This window comes from Roseivirga spongicola, from assembly GCF_034376045.1.
Classification (GTDB): Bacteria; Bacteroidota; Bacteroidia; order Cytophagales; family Cyclobacteriaceae; genus Roseivirga; species Roseivirga spongicola.
This window is the reverse complement of the sequence record NZ_CP139724.1, coordinates 3959877-3986337: the sequence shown is the minus strand read 5'-3', so window position 1 is coordinate 3986337 and position 26461 is coordinate 3959877. Positions and strand designations below refer to the sequence as shown.

The window sequence follows — 26461 nt, the reverse complement described above, 5'->3', positions numbered from 1 at the left end:
TAATAACCAAGTCAAGTGCAAGGCCATGGGAGATGCTGAAATAAAGTCAGCATGACGTGCTATAGTGGGCTTTGGCCGTAGCCCCAACTTTGAACTATAAACCTTGAACTCTTAAACCGCTTCTTCGAAGCAATTACGTCAATTGCCTTATTGAATGCCGTAGGGCACTGGGCTAAGTTTGTTTATGATTTTTAATTAACTCAAAGCAAATCCATCATGAAAAGAAAACTATTTCTGGCAGCGCTGCTAGCCATTTTTACTGCACTTACATCCGTAGCCCAAACTGTAGAAGAGGTCAATGCCAAAATACTGGGGCCGGCAAACTTGAATTTTAGGAAATTCTCTAAAAGAGTAGTTATCTCCGACTTCCATGTGAAATATCAGGTAGCAATGGAGCTGGAAGATTCACAAAAAGGCGGAAAAATGTGGAGAGGCGGTTTGAGGGGAGATGCCAAAGCTACTCTTGACCTTGTTTTAGATGGTTTGGATCCTGATCAGCTTCAAAAACTAACCGATGAGTTGTATACCAGCTATGTTGCCGAGTTGAAGGCTCAGGGTTTTGAAGTAGCTCCAATTGAAGAGCTATGGAACCATGAGGCTTATTCAAAAGACAGAGAAGGTAGGTGGGAGCTGGTGCCCGGTAATGGTCCTGGAGATAGTGGAGAATATGGAGTCATTTTCACCAGAGCCACTAACGGTAAATTTGTGGTGCCGAAAAACTATGGTGGCATGTATGTAGGTGCAACGGTAGGTAAAATAAACAACAAGGAAAAAGACTTTATCTATAACAGTGTGTCTCTGGTGGTAACCATTTTTGAAGACAGCCAGGGAGAGCTTTCAAAGGCTTTGAACAGACATGCTAAAGCTGCTCAGGTAAAAGCTGAAACCAATTTCAAGATAAGCGAAGACAGCAAGGTTTGGTTCGGTATGGGTACTGTTTATCCAAAGGGTGGAGTTGAAGTAACTGATGTTATTGAAAAGCAGAAATTCGAGTCGGGGCAGAATGCAGCCAGAGATAAAATGGGTACTGACTTTGGAGTTCTGCGAGTTTGGGAAGTAGAAAATAAGGAGAAGAAAAACTACGCTACTGTTGAGTGCAACCCTGAGAAATATTTAAAAGGCACAGAGCTGGGAGCAAATGCCTTTTTGAAAGAGGCCATTCAGGTCTTAGTTAAAAAGGCTAATTAAGCGCAGATGAATAAGCTTCAACCAAAATATCTAGTTGTTTCTATTGTGCTGCTGTTCCTTGCTTGCGAAAGCAAAGGGCAGCAGGCTTTAGAAGCTTGTGGCGAAATAAAGACACTTACCATAGACGCTGAATATGCGCAGATGGCAGGGCTGCCAGAAATTAACTTCGAATTGGAATATCCTGCTGAAATGGAGTTTACTCCGGCTGTCGAAGGTCAAAAGAATTACAACTATGCCACTTTTGTTTCACATGATGAAGCTGGAAATAGGAAGGAAATGATCTCCATCGGTTACTACACCATGGAAGGCACTGATGAAGCAACTATGGATGCGTTGAATGAAGATCTACTCAGTCAATTTCGTCAAATGTATGTCGCCAATTTTGAGTTGAGCAATGAATTTCTTGGCAAAAAAGAGTTCGATGGTAAGGAATATCCTATGTTTCAAACTATCGGAAAAATTGATCGCCCCGAGGCAGAATTTGTTGGTTCCTATCATGTTCAGGCCATGCTTATTCGCCCCAACCCAGAATCGAAAGTTGGAGTGGTTTTCATCTTCCAATCGAACGAAACTTCAGCAATATCCTCATTCGAAGACATTGGTAATAAGGGCTGTTCTTCAATTATTTGGAATAGTTTGAAATTCAATGACTAGTCAAATTCAATTTGTTGCCTATTTTTAGTGATGCCTTTAGCTAAACACCTTCGTTTATTTCTTGCGCTTACGCTATCTGTTTGGTGTGTTGATGCGGTTGCTCAAAACCAGCAACAAATTGAGATTGAGGTCTATAAAGATTCGCTGAGCATAAAGACGGGCTTAGAAAAGGCTAAGGCTTATGGTGAAATTGGTTACCGCTATAGATACATTAATAGAGATAGTGCTTGGCATTACACCCTAATGGCTAATGAGATGGCTGAGGAATATAAGGACGTAAATCTGCAGAGCAGAACACTCATGAATATTGGTATTCTCCACCTTGAGGAGGGGAGTTTTGACAAATCTGAAGCCTCTCTTAAGTCTGCTCTGGCCTTAGTCGATACTGCCAAATGGCCAAAAATGGAGACTTATATCTCGCACAATCTTGGAGCAGTTTATGAAAAAACCGGTGCTATGGATTCCGCCATTCATTATTCCCTTCGGGCATTATCTGGGTATGAAATTGTTCAAGATACTCAAGGGATGGCTTCCATGCATTTGAACCTCGCCAATCAATATAGAGTAATCAAAGAATATGACCTGTCGGTAGAAGCGAACAAAAAAGCCAGGTCGTTGTATGAAAAAATAGGCAATGAATTCTACCTGGCCGCTATTGAGAATAACTTGGCGCTATTGAATAATGAATTTGAACGGTATGAAGAAGCTTTAGTCTATGCCGAAAAATCATTGAAAATGTTCAATAAAATAGGTCAAAGGCTAGTAACTGGCTATAGTTATACCAATATTGGGGTAGCGCAAAAGGGGCTTGGAAATTTAGATGAAGCTGAAGAAGCATTGAAAAAAGCCTTGGCACTTCAGCAGGAAAGAGGAGATAAATACGAGGAGATATTCCTTAAAATGCACCTAGCCGATGTACTAAACCGAAGAGGGAATTATGCTGAAGCGGCTAGCTTGGGAGTTGAAGCATATCAAGGCGCGGTGAATGACGATATTCTTACTTTTCAACAGAAAACAGCACTCACACTTTCTAAGATTTACGAAAACCAACGCAACTATAAGGACGCTCTAACTTATATGCAAAAGAGCACTGCCGCTCAGGATAGTCTATTTATGACAGAAAAAGCTAAGGAGGTTCTGAAGCTGAAAGAGCAGTATGAAACGGAGCAGAAGGAGAATGAAATTCTGCGTCAGCGAAATGAGCTCATCGAAAGTGAGCTGACCTTGAAAAGAAGAAACAACCTACTCATTGCAGGAGGAGGTTTGGTGGTTTTATTAGTGGTTGTTGGAATTTCGTTGATTAGAGTTCAGCGCTTGAAAGCAGAGAGAATCAAGAATGAGACAGCACTAGAAAAAGCGCTTACCGAAGCCAAAGCACAGGAAAATCTGAAGGAGCAACGCATCAGAATTGCCAGAGATCTGCACGATAATATTGGCTCGCAATTGACATACATCACTTCGATCACGGATACCACTAGAAAAGGAATTAACAAAGGGGAAGTTTTCCTTGCGGAAAAGTTGATGCAGATGAAGCAGTTCACTTTGGTCACTATCTCAGAACTCCGCGATACCATCTGGGCGATGAATAAGGATGAGATCAGTTTAGAGGATATTCAGGAGAGAACGCAGCAGCTCGCAGCCACCATTCACGATGCCACAGATGACAACATCCGGGTTCGCACCGAAAGTGAGCCAAGCGATAAAGTGTTGAATGCTTTTGTAGGAATGAATCTGTTCAGAATCATTCAGGAGTGTATCAATAATGCGGTGAAACACTCAGAAACGAAAGAAGTGCTGGTGTCCTTCAAAGACATTGATAAGAAGATAGAAATTGTAGTTCAAGACTTCGGTAAGGGCTTCGATACTGAAGTTCAAGGTGCTGGAAACGGACTATATATTATGAAGAATCGAGCTGAAAAAGCTGGAATAGACTTTAATCTATCCAGTGCAGTCGGTGAAGGCACCAAGGTTGAGTTGAGGGTTTAAATGTTGAGAGGTGTTGAGGTTTGGACGTGTTGGAGTTTTAGGGCGATAAATCTCGACCAAAGCCAATTGAAGGCGTCATTGCGAGGAAGAAAAGCAGCGTTAGCAAGCTTTTGTGACGTAGCAATCTCCTTTAGCCTAGCACAAGTTTAGGAGATTCTTCGGACTCCAGATAGCTATCGGGATCAGGAGGATATTAATGCAGTCTGTTGCTGCATCGGGTTTAGTTGTCCCCCGCTGGCGGGGGTAGGGGGTGGATTTTTGAATAATTAATGATATTTCACCATGCCTGGAGAGAGGTGTGGAAAAGTTCAGAATTTACCCCTAACCCCGATGTTTCGGGGCCCTAAAGGGGACTTAAGAGAAGTAGACTCAATATTTAAAAGAGTAAGAAAATGAAAACAAGGTTGGCGATAGTAGATGACAATACATTTTTAGCGAGGGCTATCAATGAGAAATTGTCTGGTTTTGATGATTTGGATATCAAATACACCGTCCACAATGGCAGTGAGTTTCTGGCCAAGCTAGAGAAGAATCATAACCTTGATATTGTATTGATGGATATTGAAATGCCTGTGTTAGATGGTATCGAAACTGTAAATATTGTCAAGCAAAAATATCCGCACATAAAGGTGCTAATGCTAACGGTTTTCGATAATGACGAAAACATCTTCAACGCTATTCGTGCTGGCGCTGACGGCTATTTACTGAAGGAAATAGAAGGGGATAAGCTACACAAAGCTATTTTGGAAACCGTAGAAGGTGGAGCAGCAATGAGTCCATCTATCGCGGTGAAAACCCTCAAATTACTCCGTTTCCCTGAAAAACAAGAGTCATTCAAAATCGAAGAAGATATTACGGAACTCAGTACCCGTGAGCAGGAAGTGCTGGAGCAATTGGCTGAAGGCCTAAGCTATACCGTCATTGCAAATAACCTGTTTCTATCGCCAAGCACAGTGCGCAAACACATTGAGAACATCTACAAGAAACTGCAAGTACATAATAAGCTAGAGGCCGTTCAAAAAGCCCGTAGGCAGAGTTTGATTTAACTGTCGGAATTGGGTCAGGACGTCATTGCGGAATTTTCCTTTGATATATGGGTCAGCTCAAAGGAAAATGTCCGCAATCTCTTTTAATGTCTAATGGGATACAGAAACTTATCACCATCAGAGTCTTTCATGAGGACTCTGATGATTGTTCTAGGACTTCCTCAGAGTCCCTTTCAGGAGACTCTGAGGGTGATGGGATTCACTACAAAGTTTGCGGTCACCATCATTGCGAGGAGAAAAAGCCACACATGTAGGCTTTTATGACGCGGCAATCTGTGGGTTCAAATCAAGATGGGCCATAACAGTGAGATTGCTTCGGCACAATCTTCTGCTAAAGCGAAGTTTGTTTCTCGCAATGATGGCTTAACAGACAGTTCGTGGTATTTGATAAACTCCAATTCCGTAAATGACCATTGCCTAATCAACCAATTCCCCACTTAGGCCTCTCCGCTATGATCGAGGTAAAAAGAGAGAGGCAAAATGATTACGGAGATAGTACCACTATCAGAGTCTCTAGCAGAGGACTTTGATGATTGATCAAACCTTTCTCAGAGTCCCTTTTAGGAGGCTCTGAGGATGTGGGATTCACCTCAGAGTTTGCGGTCACCGTCATTGCGAGAAATGAAACCTGTAAACTTCAGCCTTTAAACTTAGAGATGAAGCATGGATAGGTTTCATGCCGAAGCAATCTTTCTATTAGAAGGCCTATTGCCCAGAATGGACAGATTGCCACGTCTCAAAATTCCACTTCGTTCATTTTGCTCCTCGCAATGACGCTTAGATAGGCTGTTCTTCCTGTCTGATAAACTTCAATCCTCTAAATGACAAATTACTAATCAACCAATTTACCAATTCCCCAATCACCTAATTCCCCAATTTTTCATCCAGTCCCTTAATCTCCTTCTTATACTTCGAAGGTAGAATCAAATTCTTGAAGAAGTCATCTAAGCGTATGGCTCTAGTCAATTTGTAGCCTGAGATCAGGGTGGGGTAGATAGACATCTTTTTGAAGCCCATCAGTTCATGTACTCTTTTCGGAACAACAATGCCTTGAACGCCTAAAAGCATATGGTAGCGAACAGCTCCTAATTGTCTACGATATTGGATAAAGAGGTCTTTGGTGTAACCGCTGTATTTTAAGTTAGCCATGAGGTGTTCTTCTCTGACTATTTCCCAATCAGCAAAGCTTTGAGGCGAATTAGGTATTTGCAAACCCTTTCCAAGCTTGTTGAAGACCGTCAGGATTTCATGCTTTTCTGCTGAAGTAAGAGGCCGCTCCAAGGTTTCATAGGCTCGAATGGAATAGTCGATCAGCATAAAGAGCACATCGCGGTAAGCCCATTCAGGAATTTTATAGCCTCTCTTATCTTCGAGATTACCATGAATAGAGTTGATGGCGTGAATAGCCTGAAAAGCTTCCTTCTCCTTCGAAAAGACTATTCTCTTCGCGTAAGTAACCGTGGAAAACAATCGTCCTATTGGATCAGCTGGAAGCTTGCCAGTAAAGAATAGCCAGTCTACTGCTTTACTTAGGGCGAACTCAGCAGCAGCTCCAGCAAAAATCAGAAGAATTGTATCACTTTTACCCCATATTTCTCGCACAATGGAGTCTTCGTGGGCAAAGTACACCGAGGTTTTCTTTTCCATATTTACCGGAGCTGTTCCTATCTTATCCAATTTACTATATCCAAATCGTGCCTTGAAGTAAGTAGACGCTTAATTCCAATAGGTTCCGTTAAAGCCAAGCACCATTCCTAGCCAAAGACTTACAACAAAGCCAATTAGACCGATTATAATGGCCAATGGCTTTTTCCATCCATTAAAGAAGAATAACTGCTCCACATAGAAATAGAAAATACCGCCCATGGCTGTTGCAATCGGAGTAAGAACCAAAGGCTTAATAAACCAGAGTTTCGACCATGCAGGATCTGCATTGTCTGCTGAGAAAATGAAAAGAGAGGTGAGCACCAAACCAATGGCTGCACCAATGAGCGCACGTTTCTTTAAAGTGTCTAAAGAAGGAGGTGCTACGGAAGTATTTTTGTTTGTCATCTTGAGTTAATTAAAAGTACTTTGAATTGCAAAGTAAGTAATAAAATCAGATTCAATGCAAGGGGAGAGGTACAATAAGTTTTGAAAAAAAATGAGGCTTTGAGGGTGTTTGGGAAAGAACTCCAAACAGGTCTTATTTTTTATTAAAGTCTTGCCATCCCATGTTGTAATACTTAGGATTCACAGAAAATGCGCTGCACCCCAATCTAGATCGCCTGAAAATGGTATTCGGTACTCACCCCAATTACATGTTTTGGATTCTGTTTTACCATATTCTGTCCAAGTTCCAACGTACTGGTTATTCTTGAAGCGATCGGAGTAGTGTTTGCCGAGGTCAGAGTAATGCAGACTTCCATCTTTATCTACATACCACCAAAGGGTAATTATTCCCTGAAATGTTCCGACATGTTTTTGTTTTGGATTTTCTGCGAATAGGTATTTACCAATAGCAATTCCCTGAGCCTTGTATCCTGCGTCCGCATACATGCTATCCACACCATAATCCATATGCATGAATTCTCGGAATTGCTCAATAATGATGGTACCCTCAAAATCACAAGTATTGTTGGATACAGTAGTGTTTCCCTCGATGAAATAAGGGTTTGCTATTTTATCACTTTTACTAACGGATTTGATGTCGACTTTAATCCTCCGATAGTCAGAACCGATGTATCCCAAAATGTCTGACTTTGGTGCTAAGGCCTGTTCTAAACTGAAATGTGAGTATTCCGATAGTTTATTCTCTGGCTTCAGTTCTTCGGACATCGGAAATTCTGGGTTTTCGAGCAAATTCACCCATTCTTTAGTTTGCTGGGCCAGAAGATTTGAGGAGATAAATAAAAAGATGAAGAGATAGGTTTTCATTGTATCTACTGATTGTACCTAATTTTAATTGCTTACCTTTTTGCTATTGGTCATAGGTTCGGTATTAGCCCCAAATACCATTGGACTGCGTGAGGATTACAGGCTCGCCCTCCGTAATCAAAATAGTGTGCTCGTGCTGCGTTACATAACCACCTCGGTTGCCCACCAACGTCCAACCATCATTTAGTTGAACCGCTACGGTTGATTGGGTCGAAATAAAGGTTTCAACAGCCACAGTGGTGTTTTTTCTGAATCGTTCTCTATTGGTTTTTACTCTATAATTCAGAATATCTTCTGGTGCTTCGTGCAGGCTTCTGCCTACACCATGTCCTGCTAGGTTCTTAATTACCTTAAAGCCCGATTTTTTGGCTTCTGTTTCTATCAGATAACCAATGTCAGAGATTTTCACCCCTCCTTTGATACTGTGGATCGCCTTGTGAAGAATATCTCTAGAAGCATCTACCAACGGCTGATGATTGTGAATGTCTTTGCCTAAAACAAAAGAGCCTCCATTATTTGCCCAAAAGCCATTGAGTTCTGCAGAAACATCAATATTCACCAGGTCGCCTTCTTTCAAGATTTTTTGATCAGACGGAATACCGTGAGCAGCCTCTTCATTTACACTAATACATGAGTAGCCAGGGAACCCATAAGTCTCATAAGGAGCAGATTTGGCACCATGGCTCTTAAGAATTTAGCCTCCAAAATTGTCCAGCTCTTTCGTAGACATGCCCACTTTTGCATGTTCTCTCATTAGCCTTAGCGTTGTGGCAACCACTTCGCTTACCCTTTTCATTCCTTCTAATTCAGACTCTTTTGAGATGGACATATCAGTATTTTTGATTGATGAGTTTTTAGCTATTTCTATTCAAAGATAGAAGATTAGCTTGCTAGAGGAGATGATGTGCGTATTTCTTCAAATTTAAATCTTTTGAATCCTTTCCTTCCTGTTGGGGGAATCTTACATTTGCCCAAAATGGGGTGCTTGCTTACGCAGGCTGAGATGATACCCAGGAGTTTGGCTCCGCACCTGATCCAGATAATGCTGGCGTAGGGAAAATAAAGCTTTTGCTGTGCTGCAAGGGCTGGTTCATCTCCTCATTTCATTGAAACATAAAAACAATGATCGAGGAATTTTTAACACAACTTACCTGGCTTCAAGGGCTGGGAACTCTCTTTGGCATAGTACAAGTAGTGCTGGCCCGTCAAAATAATGTGCATACCTATCTGTTTGGCATTGCCTCCATTTTAATCAGTATGTGGGTACTCTATCAGAGTGCACTTTATGCTGATATTCTACTGAACATGTACTATTTGGTCATGAGTGTTTATGGCTGGGTTTATTGGAAATTTGGCAAGCAAAAAACGGAAACGCCTATTTCTTCAGTCAATAAAAATGAGTTTTTAAAAGCCAATGGTATTGTGCTAGCTTGTTTTTTGCTGATGTCTTACTGGCTTACATTTCACACAGATTCCGATGTTCCCATTTGGGATGCCGTGGTAGTGGCTTTTGCATGGGCTGGAATGTGGCTGATGGCCAAGCGTAAAATCGAAAACTGGATTTACCTCAATATCAGCAACATCATTTCCATTCCACTAATGGTTTATAAAGAGCTTTATATATATGCTGGAATGACTGTGTTCCTATTTATAATGGGTACATCGGGATATCTGAAATGGCGAAAATTAATGAAGAATGAAAGAGAGCTTACTTATGCAACCGCCTAGAGAATATTTGAATGACGCAGCAGTTTTTAGAAAAGAGGTGTTGCAATGGATAGAGGAAGAAAACCTATGGAACATCTGGGTGCCAAAAGCTTTTGGCGGACTGGAGTGTTCCCTTTCTGATGGTTTGAAAACTCTGCAAGCTTTGGCTAGGCTAGATGGTAGTTTAGGCTGGACGGTCACTCTTTGTAGTGGTGCTAATTTCTTCATTGGTAACCTTCAGCCCGAAGTTGCCCGAGAAGTTTTTGCTCACTCAGCCATTTTAGGTGGAAGTGGAGGTATGTTTGGAACTGCCGAAAAGGAGGGAGATGATTATCGACTTAATGGTACTTGGCGCTATGCAACAGGAGCACCGTATCTCACTCATTTTACTTTGAATGCGAAAATTATAGAGAATGGGATAGAGTTGAAGAATGAGGATGGAACACCAAAATTCCTGTCATTCGTTATTCCAGCAGCTGAAGTGACCATCATTGAAGATTGGCAAACCATGGGGCTGAAAGCTTCGGCTACTCATTCTTTTAAGGTGAATGATGTAGTTCTTCACGAACGATTCAGCTTCATTTATAATCAGTTTTATCATCCTCAGTCAGTCTTTAAAATTCATTTTTCAGTATTTGCCGATTTAACACTTTGGGTGAATTACATTGGTATGGCCGACCATTTTATGGAAGAATCAGCTAAAATAGTGAGCACCGATCGCATTGATTCATTGGCTTCAGTCATTAGATCGGCCAATCAAGAGCTAGCGGAAATAGTGCAGACTGTAGATGAATTGATAGATTCTCAAAAATCTTTTACCGGTTCCTTGATCAAAGAAGTACATGGAGTTGCTAGTGCTTCAGTGAAAAAACTCAGCGAGGCAATTATAAACCTTTATCCTATGGTAGGAATTAAGGGAAGTAAGGAAGACCACATATTAAACCAGGTTTTCCGTGACTATTTTACTGCAACGCAGCATCATATATTTACCAAAGGAGAGAAGGTTTTGTGATTGATAAAGAACTAAATGGGAAATGAGCCTAGAACCCTTTTTATCTTTTAATATTAGGCCTTAGCGTGATACTAAGGCCAGTTTTAAGATAGCTAATTTTAAATTCTTCCTAAGACGAGATCAGCTGTATCAACAATTCCCATCAACATCACAGCTATCGCCTTGTTCTGGCGAAGTATTGATGAAAGAGCTACTTTCAGCCTGAACCTTTTCTAAGGTGGCTTTAAAATGCTCTACTGGTTGAGCACCAGATACTGCATATTTTCTATCGAATACAAAGAAGGGAACACCCTGAACTCTTATCTGCCTTGCTTCGTCAATATCTTGGTTTACGTAGCTAGCAAACTGTTCTTCATTTAAGGCGAGCTCAACTTCAGCCTCGGTAATTCCAACAGAAGTGGCCAATTCTACCAATGTGTTGAAATCGCTGGTGTTTTTTCCTTTAATAAAATAGGCTTCTAGAAGTGCTTCTTTGAGCTCATCACCTAGGTTTTTTCTTTTGGCCAATTGAAGCACTCTATGTGCTTTAAATGAGTTGGCAACTTTGGCAATATCGAAGTTGTAGTCAAGACCTGCATTGGCAGCCATTTCTTCAACTCGTTCATGCATTTGCTTAGACTGCTCAAGGCTTATCCCTTTAGCTTTGGCCAAGTATTCGTAAACATTTTCTTCACTGCTCTCAGGCATGTCAGGGTTCAGCTGAAAGCTTTTCCAAACTATTTCTACCTCATCTTTCTGCGGGAAATCTTCCAACGCAGCTTCCAAATGTCTTTTACCGATATAGCAAAACGGACACATGACATCACTCCAAATCTCTATTTTCATAATCTCTTTTCTAAGTCAGTTTTTAGAACCAAAAGGAGGGAAGATTGATTCAATACTCTCACCCCATTTCTAGGCTTTAAATGAAAATAGGCCTTAAGAATTTTCTCAAGGCCTGTTTTCTATATGTTTCTTTAAGATAAATCTAATTGTTGAAGTAGAGCTTACTAGTGTTTCTGTATCCATTATTATCGCCATACCAATCTTTGAACTGACTGCCTTGGCTCACTCCCCAATCTATGAATTTGTTGTATCCTTTGTCAATTCTAGTTTTCTCAGTCGGATATCTGAATTGGTGTATGATGTGAATGGCCCAAGGCAGGTTGTTGGCATCTTGATAGCTCTTGCCAGAACCTAATTCCGTAGCATCGCTGCCCGTTCCGAACAAGCTTTGGTCGGCTAAGTTAGTCGGTGTTTTACCAGCCAAGTGAAGCTCTTTTCCTCTCTCTAGACTAGAGAAAATGAATGGGTTAAAAGGTGCATCTCCAATAAGGCTAGGGTCTATTGGGCTTACAAATTCTACTACTACTTCTATGTTATACGGTTCTACAGAAGCTTCTGATGGGTCTGTATTGATAAACTTAGCTCCAGCAGCTGGCTGCATAAAGTTGAAGCTATCATTAAAAACAATAATCACTGATTTGTCTTGATTAGCCTCTAGCCCTTTAGCGTCTAAGGTCGTGTTATTTCCTCCTGTGTTATGACCAGTAACGGAACTAACTAGTAACGGATCAACATCCAATTCAATACCAAAGCCACTGTGATTTCCAGCTCCAACTGCTCTTACCGTAAAGTTCATTATGAATCTTACACTTTCATTGTTGCTGTTCAATACGTTGGTGTATCTGTAACCAATTACCATGTCATTAAAATCGTAGTCACCTTTGAGCGGCCATAAATCTTCGAAGGCGAAGGAGCCCATCCCTAATTCAGAAGGAGTAAATACATCTGCAGCAGCCTCTGGGTCGTTCGGGTAATCGTCTAATTCATCTATTATTCCATCATTGTCTGAGTCTTGCTGACTTAGGTTCGAAGCTTCACATTTCCATGCAGTAAGGTCATTTATCTTTTTATCGAAAGTTTTTACAATGCTGTAGGCACCATCTTCTTTAGATATTTGAATGAGGTTAGATTGTGCGTCATTCGTTCCTACAAATATTCTGTCTTGGCGATCTATGGCCATTGAAGTAAGCTGAAACGGAAAGTTTTCGGCACTGATTCTTACAACCTCCGCAGTTCCATTTTGGTCGTTGATTGCAGAGAATTTGTACAGGCCAGAAAAGCAGGCTAAGTAAAGTTCTCCGGCAGAATCGAAAGCCAAGTCGCCACCACCATCATTGTTGATAAAACCGCTGATGGTATAACTTGCAACCACATTATTTGATTCAACTTCTACCTTGTGCATCACATTCTTGTTACTCATGTAGAAGTAGCCATCCTTGTATTCTAGTCTAGGATAATTGCCATTAAATGGGTTGTTGGTATGTTTTATAGTGTAAGTACCGGAAGCAATGTCGTAAGCGTATAGATTTTTGTTTACGTTGTAGTACATAATGCCATTCTCTTGATCTAAGGCGTTAGCAATAGATCCGCCACCTTGCAATTGGCCTAAAGAAGTTGGGGTAAAATCGCTATTTGAAACATCTATTGTGAAGAAGTCACCATTATTGTTTACGGCATAGAGATGATCTATACAGCCTTCATTAGCCACTGAGCCCGAAGAGGTTTCATTAATTGTAAGGTTAGCAGAACTGCCTGAAACCTTAACAATATAGCTTTCAGCACCTTTTGCATCTGATTTGATGAGTAGAAGCTCTTCAACAGAAGTAGGAAGAAATAAATCGGTACTAAGACCACTTCCTTTTTTAAAGAATGACCCAATTGTATTTACCTCACCATCGCTCATGTATGAAACCTTGTATTTAGCTGTTCCCTGAGTGTAGTCAGTAATAGCCAGTTTAACCTGACCTCCAGTTTCGAAATTAAAGCCTTCGAAAGAAATGTCTTCTAGTGAAGTCTCATTGGTAGTGTCTTCGAACTGTGGCTCTTCTATACACGAGGCCACTAGCAGGAGAATAATAAGTGGAAATAGCTTCTTCATTTTGCAAGATTTCTTCAAAAATGAAAAGCTAGACGCTGATTTTGTGGTAGTTTCGACTAGCTGCTTCTATTCTTCGATGACTAGCGCTTTTTATCGATTAATGGTTTGGTAGTCTGGTTGCTATATTCATTAAGGTACGAGGTGAGCTTTAGTTTGAGGTTTAAAGTCAAGAACCAGTGTTCAACCTTAAACTGAATTCAGGGTGAATGGAGAGTTATTCAGAACAATTCATCCAGAATAAAAAGAGGATGACTTTATGAGACACCCTCAAGAGTTTATTAGAAGATACATTCGTTTTGTGAAACTTCAGTTAGCCACAACCCTCAGTGCTTAATCCTTGGTGAGACCCCAATTGTAAAGTTGGAATTACTTGATCGGTTGCAATACTTATGCAAGTGAGGAGGGAATTCTTTAGTACCCTTAAATCATAAAGAAGCGGTAATTCAGAGACATCGAGTTGGCTTAAGTTGTTACCAGAAATCCAAAGCTCCTCTAATTTTTTACTGTGGCTCATGTCAATTTCTTGCAACTTGTTATAGCTCACTTTTAAATGTTTGAGTGCTTTATTAGTGCTAATGTTCAACTCAGTCAATTGATTATTTGTAGCGAGTAAGTATTCCATGTTGGAGCAATTATCTACATCGAGTTCGGTTAAGAGATTGTTTTCAATATTCAAACCCATGAGCGATGGCTGATGAATGCTGAATTCTTTAAGTTCATTAAAGCCCAAATAGAGTTTTGTCAATTTGCTTGTGTGCTCGAGTCCAGTTACGGAGGTAAGCAAATTTGCTGTAGCCAATACTTCGATAAGATTGGGGTTATGGCTAAGGTCTAACGATGTTAAGTTGTTTGCTACTACATGTAAATACTGAAGATCCGTATTATGAGACAAATCAAGAGTTGTAAGATCGTTTCTATTAATGAATAAATGAGTCAGGGAAACATTCTTGCTTAGATCAATTTCAGTGATTTGATTAAAAGATAAATACAGATTCTTTAGTGCCGTGTTTTCAGCAAGAGAAACAGTTTGAAGTGCATGATCTCCAACAATGAGATGTTCTACATTCTTAAAAGCCTCTATTCCTGGTTAGGTCGGCTATTTTGTTTTGGTTATCTGAACCTGTAAAAAAACAAATTCATCTCAATAGCCGCTAAGGCATCTTGCTCCCAAATTTGATGGTTAAGTTCACCATCAGTATCTATTCCTTGAGCTAATAAAGCGCGTTCGAAGTTTACGTCTGGGATTTCTATGGCTGTTCCAAAGTCTGGATCTGGGTCAGGAATTGGATCGGGTTGAGGGTCGTTTGAGTCGTTGCTACAAGCAGTAAAGAGTAAGACAATGGACAAAAATTGACCAGCCCTAGTGACAAGGGTAGATTTAAGCATTTGTTGATTTTTGAGTTTAATGAGTTATGACCGACCCTGTATTACGGTATGCTATTTTTGAGGTTGCCTAGATTTCTTGATTTATAGTAAAGCGTGGTCTTTATTTCACGGGTATTGAAGGTTTGTAAAGAAGGCTATACTTTTAGTCAGGTTTTGGGTTGACATAACAGGTGAGAAGTTCACTCAGGAAATTCCGTAGAAATTCATCACTTACTTTCATTTAAGTAATATGATCTTTTGCTTGAAAATTATCGCTGACATCAATATTAGAAGCTTCAAAACCCACCAAATTTATTGCCTCAGTTTTATATCATTAGTTAGAAGCTGATGGGCGAATCGTTCTTGGTAAGAGGGGGCTTTGACGGTGTGACTAATTGCCTTAACTATACCTTAATAGTGTTATTCTTCATTCGTGCTGTTGTAAGGGGAAGGTACTCACGACTGATAAATCATTCAATAAGTAGCGATTAGTTGTTTAATGAATGATAAATCATTCAAAATGAGTATCTTTGATTCCTGTTAATGAACGGTAAACCATTCATTAATGGTTTAATATTACGCTAATGACTGATAAACCATACATAAACTGGGCTCAAATGACTGATGCAGCATTGGCTGAAACCATCGGTGCTTTTGTAAAACATCATCGTATCCGTCAGAATATGTCGCAAGACGAGACTGCTGAAGCAGCTGGAATTAGTCGATCTACCTTGAGTTTGTTGGAAAGAGGAGAAGGGGTAAAGTTGTCGACACTGATTCAAGTGATGCGAGTTTTAAATGTTCTTCATGTGATGGACGCCTTTGAGGTGAGGGAAGAAGTGAGTCCTTTAGCCTATGCTAAGCTCAAAAAGAAGTCGAGGCAGAGGGCTAGTGCTAAAAGATCATCGGGAGATAATGAAGATTTAGGGTGGTAGATGTAGCAGAGGTGTACTTGTGGGGCGAATTAGTGGGAGCAGTCAGTTGGAACGAGAATACACGATTGGCCTAAATTTGCTCAAGCCGCTGGAGTTGACAATCAAAAGATCAGCGCATTACAGTCTACTTTTCCTGCTGTTTAAACAATTAGTTCAATAATATTGTGAGCATTAAATAGGGTATCGATCCGATGTTGACCGCTTCATACAAATCACTAAGTTAGCCCATACTTTTATGTGAATATTGCCCCTACAAGACTTGCTGAATTGCGAAAAGCTACCGCCACTATACAAGCCAACGCGAATGCAGAAACCATTAAAAAAAGGTTGGAGGATAAGCAGTTATTAGAAGCTTTTTTCGAGAAGGGCTAATTATATAGAGTTACTTTCCGATACAGAATTTCGAGAAAATATTTGCTAGTAAATCGTCTGTTGTGATTTCGCCTGTGATCTCACCGAGGTAGTGCAGGGCTTGGCGGATGTCCATAGCGACAAAGTCATTGGTGACTTGGTTGTCTATGCCTTCGATTACGTTCATTAGAGCGTTTTTGGTCTGGAGGAGGGAGTCGTAATGACGGATGTTGGTCACCACTGTATCGCCTCGTTTGAACTTGTTGAGGTTTACGAGTTCGAGGATTCTGTTTTTAAGTTCTTCAACATGTTCTGGCTCTTTGGCTGTCAGGAAAAGCATGTCAGGATGCTGGTGCTGAAGTTTTTCAACCAAAGCATCATCTACCTTATCCAGTTTGTTACCGACTTTTAGGAAAGGCACTCCTGTATTTTCCAATACATTGATTTCCTTATTCATTTCCACAATATCTACCTGAGATAGGTCAAAGAGATAGATGATCATGGAAGCGGTTTTCATTTTGGCTTGGGTACGCTCCACACCAATTTTCTCAATCGCATCGGTAGTTTCTCGCAGACCAGCAGTATCGATAAATCGGAAGGCAACTCCTCCAATCACTATTTCGTCCTCGATAAAGTCGCGAGTGGTGCCGGCTATATCGGAGACAATTGCTTTTTCCTCGTTAAGCAAGGCATTGAGTAGGGTAGATTTGCCGGCATTGGGTTTTCCAGCAATCACTGTCGGTACTCCGTTTTTGATTACGTTACCTAAGTCAAAGCTTTGGATTAGCGCATTTACTACCACTTGTAACTTGTTGACCAATTCTTTCAGGTCGTCTCGGCTAGCGAATTCTACATCTTCTTCGCCAAAGTCGAGCTCTAGCTCAATCATAGAGGCGAAATGGATTAATTCTTCGCGAAGCCTTTTAATTTCTCCAGAGAAACCGCCACGCATCTGGTTCAGGGCTGCATTATGGGCGGCTTCAGTATCTGCATTGATTAAGTCGGCTACGGCTTCTGCTTGAGCCAAATCGAACTGACCATTCATAAAGGCGCGCTTGGTAAACTCACCGGGTTTGGCAGGTCGTGCTCCTTTTCTGATCAAGAGTTGAATAATCTGCTTGATGATGAAGTTCGATCCGTGGCAGGAGATTTCTACTACGTTCTCTTTTGTAAAAGACTTTGGAGCAATGAAAAGGGAGATTAATACTTCATCTAAGATGCGGTTGTCTTCGTCACGAATCGTTCCGAAATGAATTGTATGCGACTCCTGCTTGCTGAGGTCTTTTCCTTTGAAAACCTTATTTGTGATGCTGATAGCTTCTTTTCCACTCAAACGAATTACGCCTATAGCGCCAACTCCTTGTGGGGTGGCTAGAGCGATTATGGTGTCATCATTTTGCAGGAGATTTTGCATGGCGCAAAGATAGGCTTTCGGTTGGATAGATGTCGATTGTTCAGTTCTAAATGGAGTGGTTTTGTTACCAGTTAATGCGTGATTTACGAATAGTGCAGTACTAGGGTGGAGGTTCTTTGGTTCGAATAAGGATTAAGTCTTAAAGAATTTGTCTGGCAGATCCTTCGGCTGGGCTCAGGATGGGAAAAAGAGTCGGTGAGGGTTGAATAACGAAGAGCGTTTAACAATTTTCTTCGCCTGTCCTTAGTTTTCTAGTTTGCTGTGCTAGTGCTAGAAAGAGAGGTTCTTTGGTTCGATTAAGGATTAAGTCTTAAAGAATTTGTCTGGTAGATCCTTCGGCAAGGTTCAGGATGGGAAAAGGAGTAGGTGAGGGGTAATAACGAGCAATGGTTAACGACTAACCATTAGTAGCTTCCCTCAATGATATCAATAAACCTTTCTCATGGGCAGAAAAGGGTATCAAAATAGCTTTCGCTACTATGAGAGAGGTGCTTCTGCTTTGAGTCTTTGGGCTTCTTTTCGTTGTAGTCTTTTTTTCATCAGTACACCATTGCTTGGCGAAAAAAGGAAGGTTATTCCGAAGAGAATTCCGATGATGGTAACTATAGCACCAGCGATTGAGCCGTCTACTAGCACAGCCAAATAATAGCCAAGAGTACTGCTAATGATCGCAACAAAAACAGTAATCATCATCATAGTCTGGAATCGATCGGTAAGCAGGTAAGCAATGGCTGCTGGCCCTACTAATAGAGCTACTACCAAGATGGCGCCTACTGAGTCGAAAGCGGCCACAGTGGTCATAGATACTGCTCCCATTAAAAGATAATTCCACAGAGATACCGAAATACCAATAGTAGCAGCAAACGCAGGATCAAAAGTTGTAAGGTGGAGTTGTTTAAAGCCAATGCGGATAAAAGCAATATTCACGATTAGCGTCATGGCTGCAACATAGAGGGCTCTTGGGCCGAAAATTGTACCATCGTCTCCAATCCATAGGTCTATGGGAACATAGGCAATTTCACCATACAGTACACATTCCTGATCTAGGTCTACTTGCCCAGCAAAAACCGAGATGAGTATTACCCCTAAAGCGAAAAGCCAGGTAAAGGTAACACCTATAGCTGCATCGGTTTGAAGTCCTGCTTTGTTGTGGAAGAACTCAATTAGAAAAGTGCTGAAAATACCAATTAGGGCAGCACCAATTATCATTTCAAAAGAGTCGCGAGTTCCTGTAAGTAAAAACGCTATGACAATACCAGGTAGCACTGCATGTGAAATAGCATCGCCCACCATGGCCATTTTTCTGAGAACCAAAAAACAGCCGAGCAAGCCACATGATATGGCGAATAAACTGGCAGTCAATATGATGTAAAAGGCATCCATCGATTTACGATTTATGATTTACGATTTTAGATTTGAGGACGATCGATTGAAGGTTTCCAAAAGTTGAACAATCAAAACTCCAAAATCTAAAATCAAACATCTCAATAAGGTATTCTCTCCTCATGTGGATCCATTTCTGGGTATTCCAGCATTTTTTCTAATCTTTTTTCTAACTCAGGTGTAATAATGTGCTCTATTGTTTCAGCATCTTCATGCACATGGTCTGGGTCAATTTTCATGTATTTAGATAGATAAAGCTCCCACAGCCTGTGCAGTTTTACTACTCTCTGTCCTTTCAGTTTACCTGCTTCAGTGTACTTCCAGTCTCCGTTTTGCTTGGCTAAATAACCCTCTCGTTTAAGTCTTCTCAATGCGCTTTTCAGTCTGTCTTTAGGGAAGAATCTTTCCTCTATAATTTCATCTAAACTTCTGGCCTTGTAAGGATCTTCATCCTTTTCACCCAAATGGTAGAGTTCTTTTAGTAGGTTCTCATCCATTATCATGCGCTGTAATTTCCTCTGTTGAATACTTCTCGAAATAATACCTCGGGTTGGGGCGATGAAGAAAGAGGTAAGAGCAATGGCTGAAATGATCATTACAATCCAAGGGCCAGTAGGCATGGCTGGTGCTGCATAGCTTACAAAGGCACCTGAAAGCCCCGAAAAGCCACTCATTATGGCGGCTAGGAATGTCATTACGCGCACATCGTTTGTCCAAAAACGAGCTGCAGCAGCTGGCGTAATGAGCATGGCCGCCATTAAAACAACACCTACTGCCTGAATACCAGTGACCACGGCCAAAACCGTAAGTGAGGTCAGGAGTAAATCCATTGCTTTGACAGGTACGCCAAGCGCTTTTGCGTAATTTGGGTCGAAAGCGATTAGCTTAAGTTCCTTGAAAAAGAGGGCCACGGTAGCTAAAAGTATTACAGCCACCATGCCAAAAACTATGAGGTCTTTACCTACCAAAGCAGCAGCCTTTCCGAAAAGAAAGGAGTCTAAACCTGTTTGGGCAGCGTTACCTGAATGCTGAATGTTGGTGAGTAGCAGAATGCCAATTCCGAAGAAAACCGACAATATAAGCGCAATGGCCGTATCTTCTTTGATTTTTGTCTTTAGGGTTACATTATCGATGATGACTAAAGAGATCCAGCCCGTTATGAAGGCTCCAATGATAAGCCAAAGCGGATTTTTAGTGCCAGTAAGAATAAAGGCTAGACAAATTCCTGGGAGAACGGAGTGAGCTACCGCATCACCAACCAATGCTTTCTTTTTGAGAAAAGTGAACGTACCTACTACGGCAGATGAGGCGCTTAACAGCACAGCTCCAACTGTAACAGCTATAATGCTGGGATCGCTAAAAGAAAAGAACTCTCTTAAGGTTTCCATTTTAGTATTTCTCCCTACTTGGTATCTGTCTTTTTCTAACCAATTCGCCTACTTCGGCTAATACTGTAAGCTTACCACCATACGTTTCTTGTAGCATATCATTGGTGAATACCTTGTTTATTGGGCCTGAAGCTACCAATCGCATGTTGAGCAAAACAATCCAGTCGAAGAATTCAGCAGCAGATTGAAGGTCGTGATGAACTACAATCACTGTTTTTCCTTGTGCCGTCATTTCCTGCATAATAGCCAAAATAGCGGCTTCAGTAGCGGCATCTACTCCGGCAAAAGGTTCATCCATAAAGTAAAGCTCAGCTTCTTGAGCTAAAGCCCTTGCTAAGAAAACGCGCTGTTGCTGCCCACCCGAAAGCTGAGAAATTTGGCGATTTACGTAAGCTTCCATGCCTACCTTTGCCAAACAGTTGAGCGCCATTTCTTTATCGGCCTTTCTTGGGCGAGATAGCAAGCCAAGTTTGGCATATCTGCCCATTAGCACCACATCTAGCACAGAAGTAGGGAAGTCCCAATCTACGCTTTCTCGCTGTGGTACATAGCTCACTTTGTGCCGAACATCGTCTAAGGCTTCATCAAAAATCTTTACATAGCCAGAGGCTAAGGGCAACAAGCCCATGGCAGATTTTATGAGTGTAGATTTTCCTGCACCATTCGGTCCAATAATGCCCACCAAGGCACCTTTTGGCAAAGTCATATCAATATTCCACAACACTGGTTTCTTGTGGTAAGAAACCGTGAGGTCGTGAAATTCAACAACTGGTTCTTTCGCTTCTATTCTCATGTATTTCAGTTATTCGTTATCAGAAAACATAAAACAGTTATCCTGCTTTCTGATCACTATTTAAGCGCTTCAACTATGGTTCGAACGTTAGATTTTACCATGCCTACATAGTTTCCTTCGGCTGTACCTGCTGCACCCATTGCATCAGAAAAGAGGTTTCCGCCAATCTCTACCGTGTGCCCTTTTTGAGCACAGCCTTCTACAATGGCTTTGATGTTTTTCTCTGAAACGGATGTTTCTACAAACACCGCTTTAATTTGCTTGTCTACTATAAAGTTGATCAGGTCTACCCGGTCTTTTAATCCGAATTCTGAGAGGGTAGATATGCCTTGCAAACCTTTTACTTCAATGCCATAAGCCCTTCCGAAGTAGCTAAAAGCATCGTGAGCAGTGATCATAATTCGTTTAGAGGGAGGGATGCTCTGCATTTCATTAATTACCCATTCGTGCAAATCTGCTAGTTCTGCTCTGTAGGCATCCGCATTGGCTTTAAAGTAGTCTGCCAATTCTGGTCTAGCCTCAATTAAAGTGTTTGTTACTTCTACTACCGTTTGCATCCACAAGCTTACATCGAACCAGATATGTGGATCGAAAGTGCCTTGGTACACAGGGTCGTCAAGAAGCATGGCTTCATTAATGCTTCTAGCTATTGGGACTACCGTTTTTATACGTTCTAGTTTTTCAAAAACTTCACCCATTTTACCTTCTAAATGAAGCCCATTATATAAGATGATGTCTGCTGCTTGTAGCTTGCCCAAATCTCCCTGAGTAGCTTTGTAAAGATGTGGGTCTACACCTGGCCCCATTAATGCCGTTACATTTACGGAGTCTTTGCCCACATTCTTGGCTACATCGGCTACCATGCCAGTTGTTGCCACAATATTCAGTTTACCAGAGTTTTCTTGGTTGGTAGTACCGCAAGACCATAGGGCAAATGCCACTAATAATATGATTAAGTATTTCTTCATTATGCTGTTGTCACAAGTAAGTTTTGAGCGGCTATTTGAGAAATGGTTAGGCTCTTTTCTTTATTGAGCGTGATTTCCATACTGCCATCGAATTCAATGCGCTCATTAATATGAATGCTAGTACCTATTGAGATGCCAACTTTGTCTAGGTACTTTAGGAATGCAGAGTTTGAGTCGTTTACAGCAACCACTTTACAACTCTTTCCTTCCTCAATTTCAGACAGAGGTTCCTTCTTAACCGTAGCAAAGTTGCCATCATCATCAGGAATTGGGTCGCCATGTGGGTCGTGCTTCGGAAAATCTAAAAACTCATCTAGTTTACTAATAAGCACTGGAGATTGAATATGCTCAAGCTGTTCGGCAATCTCGTGTACCTCATCCCAATGGAAATTCAGTTTTTCTACCAGAAATACTTCCCAAAGCCTATGTTTCCTAATTACTTTTAGAGCAATGTCTTTCCCTTTAGTAGAGATGTTTACTCCTCTATATTTCTGATAATCAACTAGTTTCTTTTTTGATAGCTTTCTTATCATATCACTGACCGAAGCGGGTGCAGTTTTCATTTCTTCTGCTATGGCATTGGTATTTACACTGTCTTGCCCATGATTGGAAAGATGGTAAATGGCTTTAAGGTAGTTTTCTTCAGATAGACTATACACTTGCTATGAATTTCGCCTTAAATATACTTTTTAGATATGGCTAAAAAAAACATATAGTAAGTCTAACTATTTAATTAGATAAATAATTCAACCTGATACTGGAAATTCTTATTTGTGAGGGATTCAGAAATGAGTTTAATTCGGCACAATGAGCAATAAAACTAAAGAATGTCCTTCTTGCGCCATGCAGGTAGATTCTGATGAGGAGGTTTGTCCTATTTGTCAGTATGAGTTTCCTAAGCAGTCTAAAGTTTCAGTTTGGGTGGCTGTTGTGCTCATTATACTGCTGTTATTACTCTTTGTATTTTAGACTGGAGAGATCTAAAAGTTAAAAATTCAGACACACGCCTCTGTATGTTGAACATAAGAGTACTGTAGTCTTTTCTAATGAAAAGCTTCAGGTATACGTTAAATTGATAAGAAGTTTAAAAGGAGTGTCTTAGGACTCTTGTAGTTTACCTTCTTCTTTCTTTTTCGGCAAAAATTGATCGAGTAAAATCAGACCAGTTCCTACCATTACAGAAACATCTGCCATATTGAATATGCCAGTATGAGCAAATTGGAAGTCTAGGAAAATCATGTCTGTTACCTGCCCATAAAGAATTCTGTCGTAAAGATTGCCAATTCCACCACCAACAATAAAGGAAAGTGCCCATAGGTTAATCATGCTCATTTCCTTATTTCTGAACAGATAAACCGTAACCGCAACCATCACTATACCTGGTAAAATTAGGAGCAATAGTGTTCTCAGAATAGGAGATAGGTCGGAACCCATGCCTAGAAATGCACCCGGATTTTCAACTTTTGTGAGCACCAAGTATTCTCCAATCACTTCTACCGTTTTGTGGTATTCCAAGTTCTTTCGAGCTAGGTCTTTAGTAATTTGATCGCACCCAATATTGGCAAAAATGATTATTAGGATGAGTGCTATTCTCGGTATCTTCTTCATCTACTCACAAAATTTCTCCCAAAACTAATTAAAAGAGCCAAAGCAGAAAGCAAGCATTACAACTTGATGTAAAAAGAAGTGCCATTATTACTTGTTTCAAAGGTCAACTGACCACCATGTTGTTGAATAATTTGCTTGGCTAAACTGAGTCCTATACCCGAGCCTTCGGTTTTTGTAGTGTAAAAAGGAATGAATATTTGGTCTGCAATTTCTTCTGGAATCCCTGTTCCATTATCTGAAACAATAAGAGTTGTTTGGCCGTCAGGCTGACTGTTGTAAGTCAAGCGGATTTCACCATTTGTGCTTTTAACGGCCTCTTGAGCATTCTTTAAAAGGTTGATCAGTACTTGCTGCATTAAGTCCGGATCGAGCAATAGATTGGCATTACCGTTAGCTTGAACAGTGAATTTAATATCTGTTTCCGTTAAGCTTTGCCTGAATAGTGTTTCTATTGGTTGAAGAAATTTGCTCACCTCCACCTCTTTCAGGTTAGGGGCAGGTACTCTTGTAAGTTTTCTATAAGCCTGCGTGAAGTTCATTAAACCTTGACTCCTCACTTTTATCGCGTCCATACCTTCTAGCAAAGTCTTTTTGTTTTCTTCAAAGCTGTTGGTGTTCGTGCTTTGAACTATGCTTTCCAAACTGCCGGAAAGTGAAACCACAGGTGCTACAGAATTCATGATTTCATGAGTGAGTACACGAATGAGTTTCTGCCATGCCTGCATTTCATTCTGGTCTAACTCCGAATGAATGTCTTGCATAGAAACTAGTGTATATTGCTTTTGCCTCAGCTTAAAGATAGATGCAGCAACCGAAAACTGATGGGTAGTGTTGCCGATAACAGCTTTTACAACCTTCTGCTGGTTTGGCTCTAAGCTTATTACTTCTTTGTAGAGATGTGGTGATAAGCTCTTTAGTGAGCTCATTCTGATTACTTCTTTTTCATTCACCAATTCTTTGAACGCTGAATTGACCACGTGAACCCTTTCTCGAGCGTCAAAGGCCACAACTGCTATTTTTAGCTGATTAATTAAGGCTAGCAAATACTGGTATTGGTTGGCTTGTTCCTGAATGCTCTGAGAAAACCGCTCATTAACAAGGTTGAACTTTCTGAAAAGCTGTTTGATAGACTTATTCTCGTGCTGTTCTGGGTATTTTACAGTGAAATCGTTGTTCAGAATGGCATCTAGAAAACTAGAAGTCAGTTTGTGTACCCTGATCAGATAATAGAAAAGAGCTATGAGTACAATGAGACTAAAAATGCCCAGAAAGAAGACTCTAATGTAGTTAACATCTATAAAGGTGTAATAGAGCAAGCCATAACCAAGAAGGGTCAGAATGCCCAGTCGAAATACAATCTGAAATTTATAGTCTCTAAAGATCATATTTCTCCATTCTTCTGTAAAGTGCGCCTCGGCTTAAGCCTAATTCTTGAGCGGCATGACTAATGTTGCCTTGATGTTTCTTAATGGCCGATTCTATGGCCCACTTTTCAATCTGGTCTAAGTTAAATGAGTCTACCGCCTCTATTTCGGTCTCATTAGTGTCCTTTAGGTTAAAGTCACTGACTTGTAGCTGCTTGCCATCACTCATAATGACTGCACGCTCTATGGCATGTTGCAACTCCCTGATATTTCCTGGCCAATCGTATTTCTGAAGTTTGTTGTAAACATAGTCAGCTACGAATAGCCCAGGTTTTTTATATTTCTGTTTATAGATATTTAGAAAATGCTGAGCCAAAACAGGAATGTCTTCTTGCCGTTCGCGCAAAGGAGGTAAATGAATTTCTATGGTATTTATTCGGAAAAGCAAGTCTTGGCGAAAGGCCTCAGTCTTTACTAGTTCCGGTAAGTTGGCATTAGTGGCGCATATCAGCCTAATGTTAAGGTCAATCTCCTTATTATCCCCAACCTTGGTCACTTTTTGATCTTGGATTACTCGTAAAAGTTTGGCCTGAAGGGGAAGGGGTAAATTGCCAATTTCATCCAAAAATAGCGTGCCATTGTTAGCCGCTTCGAACTTACCAGTTCTATCTGCTTTAGCATCTGTAAAGGCTCCTTTTTTATGGCCGAATAGTTCGCTTTCAAACAGAGTCTCGCTAATGGCGCCCATATCTACATTTAGAAAAATATCATTAGCTCTGTCGGAGGCCTTATGAATTGCTCTAGCTACTAGTTCTTTACCAGTACCGTTTTCACCAGTTATTAGTACATTGGCTTGAGTCTTGGCTACTTTTTCAATCTGGCTAAATACTTTCTTTATGGCCTCAGATTCCCCGATAATCTCATTGAAAGGAGCATTTAGTTCTTGCAAGAGAACGGACTTTTCAGTTTCTAAATGCTCAATCTTTTTAGCAGCAGAGTTTAGTTCAAATGCAGTTTTTATTGTGGCCAACAGTTTCTCGTTTTCCCAAGGCTTTACAAGAAAATCGTAAGCGCCCAGTCGCATAGCTTCAACTGCCAGATTGATTTCTCCATAGGCTGTAAGCAGTAAAATAGAGGTATTAGGGTTGGCGTCTTTTACCTGTTGGAGGTATTTCAGCCCATCTTTACCTGAAGTATCGCCAGCCGAAAAATTCATGTCTAGCACAACAATGTCGAATTCGTTTTCGGCTAAAGCGGTCGTTAGCTGAGTGGGAGAGTTTATACCTCTTACATCGGTGTAATGTTGTTCTAGTAAAATGCGAAGCGATAACAGAACGTAGTTATCATCATCTAGTATGAGTATTTTGGCCTTCTGTTTCATGGGTTTGCTCTACGCAAGTTATTGAAAAGTGCCCATTTTTGGGCAGTTGTGTTTTGCTGCTGGACATTTATAAAGTATT

24 protein-coding genes and 1 pseudogene are annotated in these 26461 nt (G+C 40.8%); 8 read left to right on the top strand and 17 right to left on the bottom strand.

What is annotated here, in order from left to right; translation table 11 throughout:
* Positions 1–216: 216 nt before the first annotated feature.
* The 4 genes from T7867_RS17515 to T7867_RS17500 all read left to right on the top strand — a co-directional run bounded on the left by T7867_RS17515 (position 217) and on the right by T7867_RS17500 (position 4874).
* A complete protein-coding gene (locus T7867_RS17515) occupies positions 217–1188 on the top strand; it encodes a hypothetical protein (protein WP_068221511.1) in 972 nt (323 codons plus the stop codon).
* A 6-nt stretch (positions 1189–1194) separates the two neighbouring features.
* On the top strand, positions 1195–1842 hold the full coding sequence (locus tag T7867_RS17510) for a hypothetical protein (protein ID WP_068221513.1): 648 nt from the start codon (positions 1195–1197) through the stop codon (positions 1840–1842).
* A gap of 30 nt (positions 1843–1872) precedes the next feature.
* On the top strand, positions 1873–3828 hold the full coding sequence (locus T7867_RS17505; protein WP_068221515.1) for a tetratricopeptide repeat-containing sensor histidine kinase: 1956 nt from the start codon (positions 1873–1875) through the stop codon (positions 3826–3828).
* Between the two features lie 392 nt (positions 3829–4220).
* Positions 4221–4874 carry a response regulator gene (locus T7867_RS17500; RefSeq protein WP_068221517.1) on the top strand — a complete coding sequence of 218 codons (654 nt, stop codon included), beginning with the start codon at positions 4221–4223 and terminating at the stop codon, positions 4872–4874.
* Between the two features lie 864 nt (positions 4875–5738).
* Here T7867_RS17500 and T7867_RS17495 read toward each other — a convergent pair.
* The 4 genes and pseudogenes from T7867_RS17495 to map all read right to left on the bottom strand — a co-directional run bounded on the left by T7867_RS17495 (position 5739) and on the right by map (position 8619).
* The gene (locus T7867_RS17495; RefSeq protein WP_068224076.1) at positions 5739–6521 is read right to left on the bottom strand and encodes an oxygenase MpaB family protein; all 783 of its coding nucleotides are present in this window, start codon (positions 6519–6521) and stop codon (positions 5739–5741) included.
* A 69-nt stretch (positions 6522–6590) separates the two neighbouring features.
* Entirely contained in the window at positions 6591–6926 is a 336-nt protein-coding gene (locus T7867_RS17490) for a hypothetical protein (RefSeq protein WP_068221519.1), read from the bottom strand.
* 180 nt (positions 6927–7106) lie between these two features.
* Positions 7107–7790: a hypothetical protein gene (locus T7867_RS17485; RefSeq protein WP_068221521.1), complete on the bottom strand. Its 684-nt coding sequence runs from the start codon at positions 7788–7790 to the stop codon at positions 7107–7109.
* Between the two features lie 64 nt (positions 7791–7854).
* Positions 7855–8619, bottom strand: a pseudogene (map, locus tag T7867_RS17480) (type I methionyl aminopeptidase).
* 293 nt (positions 8620–8912) lie between these two features.
* Between map and pnuC the strand changes: the two are divergent.
* The gene (gene pnuC / locus T7867_RS17475) at positions 8913–9518 is read left to right on the top strand and encodes a nicotinamide riboside transporter PnuC (RefSeq protein WP_068221523.1); all 606 of its coding nucleotides are present in this window, start codon (positions 8913–8915) and stop codon (positions 9516–9518) included.
* Positions 9487–10509 (top strand): hypothetical protein, encoded by a 1023-nt coding sequence (locus T7867_RS17470; RefSeq protein WP_273512950.1) that lies wholly within the window; start codon positions 9487–9489, stop codon positions 10507–10509. Before pnuC ends, T7867_RS17470 begins: the two co-directional genes overlap by 32 nt.
* A 129-nt stretch (positions 10510–10638) precedes the next feature.
* Here T7867_RS17470 and T7867_RS17465 read toward each other — a convergent pair whose 3' ends face one another.
* The 4 genes from T7867_RS17465 to T7867_RS17450 all read right to left on the bottom strand — a co-directional run bounded on the left by T7867_RS17465 (position 10639) and on the right by T7867_RS17450 (position 14818).
* Positions 10639–11334, bottom strand: a complete 696-nt coding sequence (locus tag T7867_RS17465; RefSeq protein WP_322299612.1) for a DsbA family oxidoreductase — start codon at positions 11332–11334, stop codon at positions 10639–10641.
* Between the two features lie 142 nt (positions 11335–11476).
* A complete protein-coding gene (locus T7867_RS17460) occupies positions 11477–13432 on the bottom strand; it encodes an LruC domain-containing protein (RefSeq protein WP_322299611.1) in 1956 nt (651 codons plus the stop codon).
* Positions 13433–13742: 310 nt separating this feature from the next.
* Positions 13743–14324, bottom strand: a complete 582-nt coding sequence (locus T7867_RS17455) for a leucine-rich repeat domain-containing protein (protein ID WP_322299610.1) — start codon at positions 14322–14324, stop codon at positions 13743–13745.
* A 218-nt stretch (positions 14325–14542) separates the two neighbouring features.
* Positions 14543–14818: a hypothetical protein gene (locus T7867_RS17450; protein WP_322299609.1), complete on the bottom strand. Its 276-nt coding sequence runs from the start codon at positions 14816–14818 to the stop codon at positions 14543–14545.
* Positions 14819–15381: 563 nt separating this feature from the next.
* On the opposite strand from T7867_RS17450, the gene T7867_RS17445 reads away from it, so the two are divergent.
* Complete coding sequence (locus tag T7867_RS17445) at positions 15382–15732, top strand: helix-turn-helix domain-containing protein (RefSeq protein ID WP_322299608.1); 351 nt, start codon at positions 15382–15384, stop codon at positions 15730–15732.
* A gap of 382 nt (positions 15733–16114) precedes the next feature.
* On the opposite strand, the gene mnmE is transcribed toward T7867_RS17445, so the two are convergent.
* The 6 genes from mnmE to T7867_RS17415 all read right to left on the bottom strand — a co-directional run bounded on the left by mnmE (position 16115) and on the right by T7867_RS17415 (position 22688).
* A complete protein-coding gene (gene mnmE / locus T7867_RS17440) occupies positions 16115–17497 on the bottom strand; it encodes a tRNA uridine-5-carboxymethylaminomethyl(34) synthesis GTPase MnmE (RefSeq protein WP_068221545.1) in 1383 nt (460 codons plus the stop codon).
* 477 nt (positions 17498–17974) lie between these two features.
* Entirely contained in the window at positions 17975–18880 is a 906-nt protein-coding gene (locus tag T7867_RS17435) for a metal ABC transporter permease (protein ID WP_068221547.1), read from the bottom strand.
* A 101-nt stretch (positions 18881–18981) separates the two neighbouring features.
* A complete protein-coding gene (locus T7867_RS17430) occupies positions 18982–20268 on the bottom strand; it encodes a metal ABC transporter permease (RefSeq protein WP_068221549.1) in 1287 nt (428 codons plus the stop codon).
* A gap of 1 nt (position 20269) precedes the next feature.
* The gene (locus T7867_RS17425; RefSeq protein WP_068221551.1) at positions 20270–21061 is read right to left on the bottom strand and encodes a metal ABC transporter ATP-binding protein; all 792 of its coding nucleotides are present in this window, start codon (positions 21059–21061) and stop codon (positions 20270–20272) included.
* 56 nt (positions 21062–21117) lie between these two features.
* On the bottom strand, positions 21118–22029 hold the full coding sequence (locus T7867_RS17420; protein WP_068221553.1) for a metal ABC transporter solute-binding protein, Zn/Mn family: 912 nt from the start codon (positions 22027–22029) through the stop codon (positions 21118–21120).
* On the bottom strand, positions 22029–22688 hold the full coding sequence (locus T7867_RS17415; protein ID WP_068221555.1) for a metal-dependent transcriptional regulator: 660 nt from the start codon (positions 22686–22688) through the stop codon (positions 22029–22031). The genes T7867_RS17420 and T7867_RS17415 overlap by 1 nt, the downstream gene beginning before the upstream one ends.
* A 148-nt stretch (positions 22689–22836) precedes the next feature.
* Between T7867_RS17415 and T7867_RS17410 the strand changes: the two genes are divergently transcribed.
* Positions 22837–22998 (top strand): zinc ribbon domain-containing protein, encoded by a 162-nt coding sequence (locus tag T7867_RS17410; RefSeq protein ID WP_157717639.1) that lies wholly within the window; start codon positions 22837–22839, stop codon positions 22996–22998.
* Between the two features lie 129 nt (positions 22999–23127).
* On the opposite strand, the gene lspA is transcribed toward T7867_RS17410, so the two are convergent.
* The 3 genes from lspA to T7867_RS17395 are packed head-to-tail and all read right to left on the bottom strand — an operon-like array spanning position 23128 to position 26382.
* Complete coding sequence (lspA, locus tag T7867_RS17405; RefSeq protein WP_068221558.1) at positions 23128–23637, bottom strand: signal peptidase II; 510 nt, start codon at positions 23635–23637, stop codon at positions 23128–23130.
* A gap of 56 nt (positions 23638–23693) precedes the next feature.
* The gene (locus T7867_RS17400; RefSeq protein WP_068221559.1) at positions 23694–25022 is read right to left on the bottom strand and encodes a sensor histidine kinase; all 1329 of its coding nucleotides are present in this window, start codon (positions 25020–25022) and stop codon (positions 23694–23696) included.
* A complete protein-coding gene (locus T7867_RS17395; RefSeq protein WP_068221561.1) occupies positions 25012–26382 on the bottom strand; it encodes a sigma-54-dependent transcriptional regulator in 1371 nt (456 codons plus the stop codon). The genes T7867_RS17400 and T7867_RS17395 overlap by 11 nt, the downstream gene beginning before the upstream one ends.
* Positions 26383–26461: the final 79 nt, after the last annotated feature.